General features: G+C 34.5%; 14 protein-coding genes and 1 riboswitch. Of the genes, 13 read left to right on the forward strand and 1 reads right to left on the reverse strand.

Annotated features, from left to right (window positions below; genetic code table 11):
* The first annotated feature begins 2 nt into the window (after positions 1 to 2).
* The 6 genes from BG262_RS04840 (at position 3) to BG262_RS04865 (ending at position 6,800) form a co-directional block, all read left to right on the forward strand.
* Complete coding sequence (locus tag BG262_RS04840) at positions 3 to 1,784, forward strand: ABC transporter ATP-binding protein (protein WP_070787756.1); 1,782 nt, start codon at positions 3 to 5, stop codon at positions 1,782 to 1,784.
* A gap of 152 nt (positions 1,785 to 1,936) precedes the next feature.
* Positions 1,937 to 3,388, forward strand: coding sequence for a peptide MFS transporter (locus BG262_RS04845; protein WP_070787757.1), 1,452 nt, complete (start codon positions 1,937 to 1,939; stop codon positions 3,386 to 3,388).
* Positions 3,389 to 3,492: 104 nt separating this feature from the next.
* Complete coding sequence (locus tag BG262_RS04850) at positions 3,493 to 4,347, forward strand: methionyl aminopeptidase (RefSeq protein WP_070787758.1); 855 nt, start codon at positions 3,493 to 3,495, stop codon at positions 4,345 to 4,347.
* 41 nt (positions 4,348 to 4,388) lie between these two features.
* The gene (locus BG262_RS04855; protein ID WP_070787759.1) at positions 4,389 to 4,886 is read left to right on the forward strand and encodes a GNAT family N-acetyltransferase; all 498 of its coding nucleotides are present in this window, start codon (positions 4,389 to 4,391) and stop codon (positions 4,884 to 4,886) included.
* A gap of 86 nt (positions 4,887 to 4,972) precedes the next feature.
* Positions 4,973 to 5,827, forward strand: coding sequence for a methionyl aminopeptidase (locus BG262_RS04860; RefSeq protein WP_070787760.1), 855 nt, complete (start codon positions 4,973 to 4,975; stop codon positions 5,825 to 5,827).
* Positions 5,828 to 5,915: 88 nt separating this feature from the next.
* The gene (locus tag BG262_RS04865) at positions 5,916 to 6,800 is read left to right on the forward strand and encodes a YihY/virulence factor BrkB family protein (protein WP_233278819.1); all 885 of its coding nucleotides are present in this window, start codon (positions 5,916 to 5,918) and stop codon (positions 6,798 to 6,800) included.
* 38 nt (positions 6,801 to 6,838) lie between these two features.
* On the opposite strand, the gene BG262_RS04870 is transcribed toward BG262_RS04865, so the two are convergent.
* Positions 6,839 to 7,279, reverse strand: a complete 441-nt coding sequence (locus tag BG262_RS04870; protein WP_070787761.1) for a GtrA family protein — start codon at positions 7,277 to 7,279, stop codon at positions 6,839 to 6,841.
* Positions 7,280 to 7,307: 28 nt separating this feature from the next.
* A riboswitch (PreQ1 riboswitch) is annotated at positions 7,308 to 7,405 on the forward strand.
* Between BG262_RS04870 and BG262_RS04875 the strand changes: the two genes are divergently transcribed.
* From BG262_RS04875 to tig, 7 genes are all read left to right on the forward strand, one after another.
* Complete coding sequence (locus BG262_RS04875; RefSeq protein ID WP_070787762.1) at positions 7,403 to 7,912, forward strand: QueT transporter family protein; 510 nt, start codon at positions 7,403 to 7,405, stop codon at positions 7,910 to 7,912. (Overlaps the previous riboswitch by 3 nt.)
* A gap of 100 nt (positions 7,913 to 8,012) precedes the next feature.
* Positions 8,013 to 8,417 (forward strand): transcriptional regulator Spx, encoded by a 405-nt coding sequence (gene spx, locus BG262_RS04880; RefSeq protein ID WP_070787763.1) that lies wholly within the window; start codon positions 8,013 to 8,015, stop codon positions 8,415 to 8,417.
* Between the two features lie 25 nt (positions 8,418 to 8,442).
* The gene (locus tag BG262_RS04885) at positions 8,443 to 8,721 is read left to right on the forward strand and encodes a UPF0223 family protein (RefSeq protein WP_070787764.1); all 279 of its coding nucleotides are present in this window, start codon (positions 8,443 to 8,445) and stop codon (positions 8,719 to 8,721) included.
* Entirely contained in the window at positions 8,690 to 9,463 is a 774-nt protein-coding gene (locus BG262_RS04890; protein ID WP_083312906.1) for an inositol monophosphatase family protein, read from the forward strand. The genes BG262_RS04885 and BG262_RS04890 overlap by 32 nt, the downstream gene beginning before the upstream one ends.
* A gap of 76 nt (positions 9,464 to 9,539) precedes the next feature.
* Complete coding sequence (gene murA / locus BG262_RS04895) at positions 9,540 to 10,817, forward strand: UDP-N-acetylglucosamine 1-carboxyvinyltransferase (RefSeq protein ID WP_070787765.1); 1,278 nt, start codon at positions 9,540 to 9,542, stop codon at positions 10,815 to 10,817.
* A 29-nt stretch (positions 10,818 to 10,846) separates the two neighbouring features.
* Positions 10,847 to 11,023 carry a DNA-directed RNA polymerase subunit beta gene (locus BG262_RS10370; protein ID WP_083312907.1) on the forward strand — a complete coding sequence of 59 codons (177 nt, stop codon included), beginning with the start codon at positions 10,847 to 10,849 and terminating at the stop codon, positions 11,021 to 11,023.
* A 127-nt stretch (positions 11,024 to 11,150) separates the two neighbouring features.
* Positions 11,151 to 12,434: a trigger factor gene (gene tig / locus BG262_RS04900; protein ID WP_070787766.1), complete on the forward strand. Its 1,284-nt coding sequence runs from the start codon at positions 11,151 to 11,153 to the stop codon at positions 12,432 to 12,434.
* The last annotated feature ends 107 nt before the right edge of the window (positions 12,435 to 12,541 follow it).

Here is a 12,541-nt window from a genome sequence, read left to right on the forward strand (position 1 = left end):
AGATGGCTGAAAGAGGTTACGGTGGAGGACAACCAGTGTCTGACACACGAACAAATGATTTTAAAAGAGAAAAATTCAAGATGAAAGATTTTATTGGGCTTATTAATATTGCTCATCCAAAATATTTCATGTTAATTGCTGGTGTTCTAGTTGGTGTTCTAGGAACTATAATCCAATTATTTGTTCCAAAAGTTGCACAAAGTCTGATTAATAATTTTTCATCGGGTGTTGATTATGGAATGCTTGCAAAAGTTGTTGGATTATTTGTACTTTCAGCAATTTTATCTGTAGTATCAGGTACAATGCTTGGAATTTTCGGTGAAAATGTAGTCCAAAATCTTCGTAAAAAGATTTGGAACAAAATGGTACGTCTAAAAGTTAAATATTTTGATGAAGTAAAAGCAGGAGAAATGGCTAGCCGTTTAGTAAGTGACTCTTCACAGGTTAAAGAACTTTTAGCAGGTACTTTCCCTAAAACACTTTCAAGTATCTTACTTATTTTAGGTAGTGTAATAATGATGTTCAAGATGGATTGGCAAATGACCGTAGCAATGGTTGTAGTTGTTCCAATTGCAACAATTCTTATCGCTCCTATCATGGTATTTGGACAAAGAATTGCCCACTCTAGACAAGATGCACTTGCAAGTTTTAATGGTAATATAACAGAGTCTTTAGGTGCAATTCGTTTGGTTAAAAGTTCAAATGCTGAAAAACAAGCAAGTGAACAAGCAGATGAGGAAATTGATAAATTATATAAAATTGGTTTAAAGGAAGCAATATTTGATTCTTCTATGCAACCAATTATGATGATGTTAATGATGGGTATGATTTTTGGTCTTTTGACTTTTGGTATTCACCGTGTTGCTACTGGTGCCATGACAATGGGAACTTTAATGAGTTTCTTAATGTATATGTTTAATCTTATTGGTGCTGTACCTATGGTTGCTATGCTCTTTAGTGAGATAGGTAAAGCAGCAGGATCAACTGCTCGTGTTCGTGATCTTCTTAATGAAGATGAAGAAGACTTTAATCATGGTAAAAAAATGGATCTATCAGGTAAGGTTCTTAAGGCTGAAAATATTGATTTTGCCTATGAAGACGATTCTCCAATCCTAACTGATATTTCATTTGAAGCTAAACCTAATCAGGTTATCGCCTTTGCTGGCCCAAGTGGTGGTGGTAAATCTACCATATTTAGTTTGCTTGAACGTTTTTATGAGCCAACAAGCGGTGCAATAAAATTTGATGAAACAAATATTGATGATATTAAGCTAGATGATTACCGCGAACAAATTGGCTTTGTAAGTCAAGATTCAGCAATACTAGCTGGAACAATTAGAGATAACTTGACATACGGTCTTGATCGAAAAGTATCAGATGATGAACTTTGGGAAGTTCTTAATCTTGCCTTTGCAAAAACTTTTGTAAAAGAAATGGATAATCAATTAGATACACAAGTGGGAGAACGTGGTGTTAAAATTTCAGGTGGACAACGTCAACGCTTGGCAATTGCACGCGCATTTTTGAGAAATCCTAAGATTCTCATGCTTGATGAAGCAACAGCGAGTCTTGATTCTGAGAGTGAAGGAATGGTACAAAAGGCTCTAACTAACCTTATGAAGGGTCGTACAACTCTTGTCATTGCTCACAGGCTTTCAACAATTGTTGATGCCGATAATATCTATTTTGTAGATCATGGTCATATAACAGGTAGCGGTAGCCACAGCCAATTACTAGCAAATCATGAACTTTATCAAAAATATGTAAGTGAACAATTGATTTAATAAAATTACTTTTACCAGGAGCTTGAAAAAGCTCCTTTCTTTTACATTAAATTAACAGAAAATAATAAATAAATTAATTATTTTCACTTTTGAATTTTTTCCAAATATATGATAAAATAGTTAGGCTATTTAGAATGGAAGGTAATTTATTAATGAATTCTAACAAAGAATTTTTAGGTCAGCCGAGAGGCTTGCAGACCTTATTCTTTACGGAAATGTGGGAGAGATTCTCTTACTATGGTATGAAAGCAATCTTGCTTTACTACATGTGGTGGATGATTGATGGCGGAGAATTAAATATTCCTAAAACTGCTGCAGCATCAATCATGGCTATATACTCAAGTTTGGTATACCTTACTGGTATGGGTGGAGGCTTTATTGCCGACCGTCTTATTGGACAAAGAAAAGCTGTCTTCTGGGGTGGAGTACTCATCATGTTTGGACACATTGCTCTTGCAACACCGTTTGGAGCACCAGCTTTATTTGTCTCAATGGCATTGATTATTGCGGGTACTGGACTTCTTAAACCAAACGTTTCAAGCTTGGTTGGTGAACTTTATTCACCAGAAGATCCAAGACGTGATTCAGGTTTCTCAATCTTTGTCTTCGGTATCAACCTGGGAAGTTTCCTTGCACCAATCGTAGTTGGTTGGGCACAAGGCGAATGGAATTATCATGTAGCGTTCTCAATTGCTGCGGTTGGTATGTTCTTTGGTTTACTTCAATATTACTTCGATGGTAATAAATATTTACCTGCTGAAGGCCTTAAGCCAGTAAATCCGATGGATGCTTCTGAGAAAAAAAGCTTCTATAGTAAAGTAATTGCAGGGACCCTTGCTACTGTAGTTTTCTTTGGTTTATTAGCGGCATTTAAAGTTTTAACGCTTAATTTGTTTATTAATCTGTTAACTATTTTTGCAGTTATTATTCCAGTTTATTACTTTGTCATGATGTATCGTTCTGACAAAACTACAAAAGAAGAAAAATCCCACGTTCTTGCGTATATCCCATTATTTATCTCAGCGGTTATATTCTGGGCATTAGAAGAACAAGGTTCAATCGTTCTTGCAACATTTGCTGCAGAACGTGTTAACTATCCAAGCTGGTTCCATGCATCATATTTCCAAAGTTTAAATCCTTTGTTTATTATGTTGTATGTACCACTATTTGCTGTTTTATGGACTAAATTAGGAAGTAAACAACCTAGTGCACCTGTGAAATTTGCCATAGGTTTAGTGTTTACAGCCCTATCATTTTTGATTATGGCAGTTCCTGGTATGTTATATGGTACTAGTGTGAAAGTTGGTCCATTTTGGCTAGTTGCTTCTTGGGCATTGATTATTGTAGGTGAAATGTTGATTTCTCCAATTGGATTATCAGTAACTACAAAACTTGCACCAAAAGCATTTACAGCTCAAATGATGGGAATGTGGTTCTTAACTTCAGCTGTTGGATCTGCCTTGAACGCACAAGTTGTTCAACTTTACTCAGCTAAAACAGAAGTTCCATACTTCATTATCTTAGGATTGATTACATTGGTATTTGGTGTAATTGTATTCTTAACTTCTAAAACAATTGAAAGATTAATGGGAAATATTAGATAGCAAGACCATTAATATAAGAAAAGGTTTCCGTCAGGAAGCCTTTTTTGATAATGGTTTGTAATGGTGGTAGAATAAATTAACAGTTCTAGGAGAGTGAATAAAAAATGATAACTTTAAAAAGTGAAAGAGAAATTTCTCAAATGGATGAAGCAGGAGATTTCCTAGCTTCAATTCATATAGGTTTACGTGACATAATAAAACCTGGTATTGATATGTGGGCTATTGAAGAATATGTCCGTAAGCGTTGTAAGGAAGAAAATTACTTACCCTTGCAGATTGGCGTAGAAGGTGAAATTATGGATTATCCATATGCTACATGTTGTTCATTAAATAATGAAGTAGCACATGCATTTCCGCGTCATAAAGTTTTAAAAGATGGTGACTTAATCAAAGTGGATATGGTTCTTGGTAAGGCAAGCTCTAATATCGATGTGAGTAAACTTGATTTTAATAATGTTGAACTTATGAAAAAGTACACAGAGAGTTTTCGAGGAGCAATCGCTGATTCATGTTGGGCATATGCAGTAGGAGAAGTGAGTAACCAAGTTAAAAGATTGATGGATGTTACTAAGGAATCTATGTATATAGGTATTGAACAAGCACGTGTAGGTAATCGTATTGGTGATATCGGTGCTGCTATTCAAGAGTATGTTGAGTCCAAAGGTTATCAAGTCGTTCGTGATTTAGTAGGACACGGTGTTGGACCAACAATGCATGAAAAACCAGATGTGCCAGCTTATGGTATAAAAGGACGTGGTGTTCGATTGCGTGAAGGGATGGTTCTGACGATTGAACCAATGGTCAACACAGGAACCTATAAATTAAAAGAAGACATGAAGACAGGTTGGGGATTTTCAACTCTTGATGGAGGCTTATCTTGTCAATATGAACATCAATTTGTAATTACAAAAGACGGACCTGTAATAATGACAAGTCAAGGTCAAGAAGGTACATATTAATTTAAGTGGTGCTTGAAAGTTATGTTTTTTGAGGTATAAAAATGAATAAACTGAGATTTGAAAATGTAGACGATAGTAATCGTGAACAGGTATTGAAAATTAAGCCGTTTGATGAACAAATAAATTTCATAGAATCTGTTGAAGAATGTTTAAATGAAGCAGATGAAATGACTCTTTTCTACAAGGAGAGAAGAAGAAATGGTGAAAAAACTTCATTCTGGCAACCTATGGCAGTATATGACGTGGAGGACTTGATTGGCTTTATTATGTATGGGCATATGCTTTCGACCTCGGATAGACTGTGGTTGGACCGAATCTTGGTTGATAAAAATTTTCAATCGATGGGCTATGGTAAAAGGATAGTAGCTGATTCGTTAGCTTTGCTTGCTGGGAAATTTCCTGGGAAAAAAGTTTATTTGAGTGTCTATGATGATAATGTCCGTGCCATTAAAATTTATCAAGATTTGGGATTTGCTTTTAATGGTGAGCTTGATGATGGTGGAGAGAAAGTGATGGAAACTGTGCTTCCTGCTATATAAATTTTTTTTCAATGCTTTTGAAATATTGCTTTAACCGTGGTAGAATAAATAGAATTTAATTGTATAAAGAAGAGGTAATTTAATAAATGATTAGTTTGAAAAGTCCTAGAGAAATTGAACAAATGGACAAGGCTGGAGATTTTCTAGCTTCAATTCATATTGGTTTACGTGATATCATCAAACCTGGTATTGATATGTGGGATATTGAAGAATATGTTCGCAAACGTTGTAAAGAAGAAAATTTCTTACCTCTACAAATTGGTGTAGATGGTGAAATTCAAGATTATCCATATGCTACTTGCTGTTCACTCAACGATGAAGTTGCTCATGCCTTCCCCCGTCACCAAATCTTAAAAGATGGTGATTTGATAAAAGTGGATATGGTTCTTGGTATGGCAAGTGATGATTTAGATGTTTCTAAGCTTGATTTTAATAACGTGCAAGATATGAAAAAATATACTGAATCATTTCGTGGTGGAATTGCAGACTCTTGTTGGGCTTACGCAGTAGGAACACCGTCTGAAGAAGTGAAAAATCTTATGGACGTGACGAAAGAGTCTTTATATCGTGGAATTGAACAAGCGCGTGTTGGAAACCGCATGGGTGATATTGGTTCAGCTATCCAAGAGTATGCAGAAGCACATGGATATGGAGTGGTTCGTGATCTAGTTGGACATGGTGTTGGTCCAACAATGCATGAAGAACCAATGGTACCTCATTATGGAGTTAAAGGAAAAGGTCTACGTCTTCGCGAAGGTATGGTTTTAACTATTGAACCAATGATTAATACAGGTACTTATGAAATTGACACTGATTTCAAAACAGGATGGGCGCATAAAACTTTAGATGGTGGTTTGTCTTGTCAATATGAGCATCAATTTGTAATTACAAAAGATGGTCCAGTAATCTTGACAAGTCAAGGTGAGGAGGGAACTTATTAGGATTTCCTAATGTTCCTAATCACATATGGTAGATAAGATACAAAAGTTCTTTGAAAAAATAATGAATATACCGATAGTAAAGGCTTTTATGACTTATTATAAGAGTGCAGAAATGGACTTATCTAGTATCGCTGTAGCTTATTATTTTTTACTTTCAATGTTCCCTATTCTAATGACCTTTGCGAATGCTCTGCCCTATTTAAAAATCGACTCGACTTCTGTTTTGAAGATGCTTAATGATTTATTACCTGGACAATTATACGATGTTGTAGAAGTAGTTATCAAAAGTTTCCTTGATACTCCGTCGCCAGGTTTATTATGGGTAGGTATCATTTCAGGGTTTTGGACATTTTCAAAGGGCCTATCAGCATTGCAAAAAGCAATGAATAAAGCTTATAAAGTTGATAAGCATCGTGATTTTATTGTTAGTCAGCTTATTGGGTTTGCAAGTAGTTTTGCCATAATCATTTTGATAACCTTGGCGATTATTGTTTTAACATTTGGTCAAACTATTTTAACTGCCCTATATAATAATATCCATTTTGATAGAAGAATCTATGAAATGCTATATAATATGACATTACCAGTTGTTGCAATTGTAGTATTCACAGCCTTAATTCTCTTATATTTTTTACTCCCAAATGTGAAAATAAAAAAAATAAGATATGTATTGCCTGGTGCAATTTTTTCAACATTTGTTCTAGTTTTCTTAACTAAAATTTTTGGTGATTATGTCAATCGATATGTTAATAAGATGATGGACTTTAAAATGGTTGGTAGTTTACTTACCTTTGCACTTATGCTGTGGTTTATTTTCATTGCTAAGGTTTTGATAACTGGAGCGATTATGAATGCATCAGTTCAAAGCCTATACGTCGATAGTTTTGAAACAAGGCGTGGTGAAATCGTTAGTATCATAAAATCGTTAACACAAAATGAAAATCCGACATATTCCAATCCAGATCAAGGATGACAGAAAAAATAAAAGAATGAGTCAAGTTACTCATTCTTTTATTTTTTGTTCCGAAAAACAAAGAATTTGCTTACTAAATAGTTTATAACAATTGTTAGAAATTGAATGACTATAGTAAGGATAGCTACGGCAGTATCTTTACTGACCCCGAAGGAATTGGTAATAATTTGAGGATTTTTGTCAACAAAGTACCAATTTGCGAGGGCTGAAAGTCCCATAAGTACCAATCTACTACTAACGAATTGAACAAATTCACTCCATATACTTTTAGAAGATTCTTCCGTATTAAAAACCCAAAGTTTGTTAGTTACAAACGCAAAGATGATTGCAACTGTATTAGCGATAATATCACTCCATAAACCGCTGTTGGTCATCTTGTAGGTAATCATTTTAATAACAAAAAATATTAGAGTTGTTGCAACTCCGAAGAATAAATAAGATAGTACTTCATTCTGAAAGAATTTTTTTATTGTTTTCATACTTGTATTATACCAAATTTAATAAATTTATGGTAAGATACTTATTGGTCTATGACCCCTTGCCACTTATTCACCTTTGGGCAAGCATATTACACTCGCAAAAAAGCGATAAAGGAGAAAAATATGGATAATAAGTCAATGGACGTAGTGTCTTTTGCAAAAATGGCTATAGTGACTGCACTATATGTTGTTGTAACGGTGGCTTTAGGTTCTCTCGGAAGTGGAGCTATTCAATTTAGATTAAGCGAGATGTTTAATTTTTTAGCCTTCTATAATAAGAGGTATGTCTATTCCGTGACAATAGGTTGTGTTATTGCAAATTGGATGGTGTTTGGTCCAGTGGATGCAGTAGTCGGTTCGGCATCAACTTATGTTTTTGTTACATTAGGAGTTAAATTATTTTCTAAATTCATGAATGAACATTTATTTGGAGGAGTGATTAATAAAGCATTTTTATACTTCTCAATTTTCTTTGCTATAAGTATGTTCACAATTGCACTAGAATTACATATTTTATATGGTCTTCCATTTTTTGCAACTTGGTTTACAACTGCAATTGGTGAATTTCTCTCATTGATTATTGGTAGTGTAGTGATTGAAGCACTTGGAAGACGTATTGATTTAACGAAATAAAAGAAAATATAAAAGTTTATGAAAAAAAGATCAAACTAGGTCTTTTTTTTGTTCTATAAATTTGTTAAAATGAAGTAAATGAAAGAAAGTAGGACTTCGTGTGATTGACTTATACATTTCTCCAAGTTGTACTAGTTGTCGTAAAGCTAAGGCTTGGCTAGCAGCACACGATGTTGAAAGTCGTGAGCACAACATAATGACTCAGCCTATAACACCTGAGGATTTAAAATCAATTTTATCAAAAACTGAAAATGGGACTGAAGACATTATTTCAACACGTTCAAAAGTTTTTCAAAAGTTAAACATTGACATCGATGAATTGACTTTAAACGAACTAATTGAATTAATAAGTGAGCATCCTAGTCTTTTGAGACGCCCAATAATTATTGATGATAAAAAAATGCAAATCGGATTTAATGAAGATGAAATAAGAGCCTTCCTCCCACGAGAATATCGTCGTGCAGAAATGCGTGATGCTCAATTTCGTGCTGAGTTGGTTGACTAATAAAATAACAAGAGGATTAATTATAATGAAAGCTAATTACAATTATCCCATTGATTATTCGTGGAGCACGCAGGAAATTACTGATGTGCTCTCTTTTTTTAATCATGTGGAAAAATTTTATGAGGGAAAAGTGGCAAGAGTAGACTTTTTAGATTCCTATAAAAAGTTTAAAACAATAGTTCCCTCAAAAATGCAAGAAAAACAATTGGACCGTGAATTTGAAAATCTAAGTGGATATTCAACATATCGTGCCATACAGGAGGCAAAAGCAAGTGACAAACAATTTATCAGAAGTGAAAAATAAACTTGCCCTCGCAAAAGAGTGGACAGTTGAAGCCGGTCAATATATAAGAGATAACATGAATTATGAACTTGAAATTGATGAGAAGACAAATCATACTGATTTAGTGACCAATATGGATAAGTCAGTTCAGGATAAACTAGTATCTCATATCAAAGGAAAATTTCCAGAAGATAATATTCTTGCTGAAGAAAATAACTTAAGACATTCTGTCGAAAAAGGTAACGTTTGGGTAATTGATCCAATTGATGGTACATCAAATTTTGTCTCTCAAAAAGATAATTTTGCTATCATGGTTGCTTATTTCGAGAACGGAGTAGGAAAGTTTGGTATTATACTTGATGTTATGAAAGAAAATCTTTATTGGGGTGACGGAAAAAAGGTTTTCAGAAATAACGATGAACTACAAAAACCAAAATTAAATTTAAAGCATTCTGTTATTGGTGTGAATTCATATATGTACAGAACAAATGACCATGGATTACTTGATTACTCAGAAAACACACTTGGGGTTAGAATATTGGGTAGTGCAGGAATAGAATATACTAAATTAATAGAGGGGAAGATAAGTGGATACTTTTCTAATTTATCTCCTTGGGATTATGCCGCGGGAACCATTATTTTATCAGCTTTTGATTATGTAACCGAAGCAATATTAGGAGGGAATCCTAAATATGATGGACGTGAAAAAGTATTTACTGTAGAAAAATCTAATATTGCTTTAGTAAGAGAATTTATTAATTAGAGCAAAAACAAGTGACCCTTAAGTTAATTATGTTATAATCATATATGGAAAATTAGTAGAGTGGAGTCTTTGTCTGATGTCTAATGTAGATAAAATAAAAGTCCGTGGTGGTAATACCCATCTTAACGGAACTGTAGAAATTGAAGGGGCAAAAAACGCTGTCCTACCTTTACTTGCTGCCTTAATTTTGGCAAGCGAGGGAGAAACTGAATTATCAAATGTACCAATTCTTTCTGATGTGTATACAATGAATGAAGTTATTCGTCATCTGAATGTTGACGTTGATTTTGATGAAGTAAATAAAATTGTAAAAAGTAAAGCTGCTCAAAAGGTAGAAATAGAAGCGCCTTATGAGTATGTAAGTAAAATGAGAGCCTCTATCGTAGTGATGGGTCCAATATTAGCACGAAACGGTCAATCACGAGTTTCAATGCCTGGTGGATGTTCAATTGGTAGTCGTCCAATAGATCTTCATCTACGTGGATTCGAAGCAATGGGTGCTAAAATAACTCAAAATGCTGGGTATATTGAGGCAAAAACTGATCGACTACATGGAGCAAATATTTATTTGGATTTCCCAAGTGTTGGAGCTACTCAAAACTTGATGATGGCAGCAACTTTAGCTGATGGAACTACAACAATTGAGAATGCTGCGCGTGAACCTGAAATTGTTGATCTTGCAAATCTTTTAAATAAGATGGGTGCACAGGTCCAAGGTGCAGGAACTGACACATTAATTATCAAAGGTGTGAAAAAGATGCACGGTGCTAATCATTCAGTCGTTCAAGACAGAATTGAAGCGGGAACTTTCATGATTGCGGCTGCTATGACTCAAGGAAATGTTTTAGTTAAGGATGCAATCCGTGAACACAATCGTCCCTTGTTAGCTAAAATGGCGGAAATGGGAGTTGAAGTCATTGAAGAACCAGATGGAATTCGAATTATTGGTCCTAAACACCTAAAACCTTCTAAGGTTAAAACAATTCCACATCCCGGTTTTCCTACTGATATGCAGGCACAAATGACTGCTCTTCAAGCGGTAGCTGAAGGTGAAAGTACTATGGTTGAGACCGTTTTTGAAAATCGTTTCCAACATTTAGAGGAAATGAGAAGGATGGGGCTAGACGTTGATATTACAAGAAATACAGCCCTAATTGAAGGTGGTAAAAAACTTCAAGGTGCTGAAGTTAAGTCAACAGACTTACGCGCATCAGCAGCTTTGATTTTACTTGGGATGGTTGCAGATGGTGAAACAACAGTTGGTGAGCTAAAACATTTAGACCGTGGATACTATAATTTTCATGGAAAGTTAGCGCAGTTAGGTGCTGATATCACAAGAGAATCTGGATACTAAAATCTAGCTAATACTGAGAGGTAAATACAGTGCGTGTAATTAAATATTTTGGAACAAGAATAAATCTTATTATACTTGTAGTTATTTTATCAATCTTAGCACTGATTGCTGGATTGATGATTGGATACGGTGTTTTAGGTGATGGACATGCAAAAGATGTTTTGAAACCATCTTTGTGGTCAGATGTGATCGGAAAACTCAAATAATAAGTGCTGTTTTAACCATTAAACATTGAAGAAATCAATGATTAATGGTATAATACTGTTTATATGCTGTAAGCTAAGAATTTTGTGTCTAAACACGAAATTTATAAATAATAAGGAGAACTATATAATGACTGCAAGTTTTGAAAAAACTGGCACTAATAATGGTGTTGTAACATTTTCAATCGATCAAGAAACAATTAACAAAGGATTAGATAAAGCATTTAACCGTGTTAAAAAGAACCTTAACGTACCTGGATTCCGCAAAGGTAAAGTAAGTCGTTCAGTATTTGACAAAATGTATGGTGAAGAAGTTCTTTATGAAGAAGCTTTGAATGCCATTTTACCTGAAGCTTATGAAGCAGCTATTTCTGAAACTGCTATCGAACCTGTTGCTCAACCAAAAATTGATATTAAATCAATGAACAAAGGTGAAGACTGGGTTATCACTGCTGATGTTGTTGTAAAACCAGAAGTAAAACTTGGTGATTACAAAAATCTTGAAGTAAGTGTTGATGTTGATAAAGAAGTTTCTGATGAAGAAGTAGATGCAAGAATCGAACGTGAACGCAATAATCTTGCTGAGCTAGTTCTTAAAGATGCTGCTGCTGAAGACGGAGATACTGTTGTAATCGATTTTGTTGGTTCAGTTGATGGTGTTGAATTTGATGGTGGTAAAGCAGATAACTTCTCACTTGAACTTGGAAGTGGTCAATTTATTCCTGGTTTTGAAGAACAATTAGTTGGTCACAAAGCTGGCGAAACTGTTGATGTTAATGTAACATTCCCTGAAGAATATCAAGCTGAAGATTTAGCTGGAAAACCTGCATTGTTTGTTACAACTATCCACGAAGTGAAAGCTAAAGAAGTTCCAGAACTTGATGATGAATTAGCTAAAGATATTGATGAAGACGTTGCTAGTCTTGATGAATTAAAAGCAAAATATAAATCAGAATTAGCTAAAACTAAAGAAGCTCAATATGATGAAGCAGTAGAAAATGCAGCAATTGAAAAAGCAGTAGAAAATGCTGAAATCGTTGAATTGCCAGAAGAAATGATTCATGAAGAAGTACACCGTGCTATGAATGAATTTTTAGGTAACATGCAACAACAAGGTGTATCACCTGAAATGTATTACCAAATCACTGGTACTACTGAAGATGATTTACATGCTCAATATGAAAGTGATGCTGATGCACGCGTTCGTACTGGATTAGTAATTGAAGCTATTGCTGCTGCAGAAGGTTTCGAAACTACTGATGAAGAAATTGATAAAGAAATTTCTGACTTGGCTGAGCAATACAACATGCCTAAAGAACAAGTTGAAAGCCTACTTTCAAAAGATATGCTTAAACATGATATCGCTATGAAGAAAGCAGTTGATTCAATTACTGGAACTGCAGTAGTTAAATAATTGCCAATAGGCTAGGAATTCCTAGCCTCTTTTGAATGATATACGAATTATAAAACTATTGATTTATATATTTTCATAAGTACGATAATTAAAAATTGTAGGGGAAA

This window comes from Floricoccus penangensis (assembly GCF_001832885.1).
Taxonomy (GTDB): Bacteria; Bacillota; Bacilli; order Lactobacillales; family Streptococcaceae; genus Floricoccus; species Floricoccus penangensis.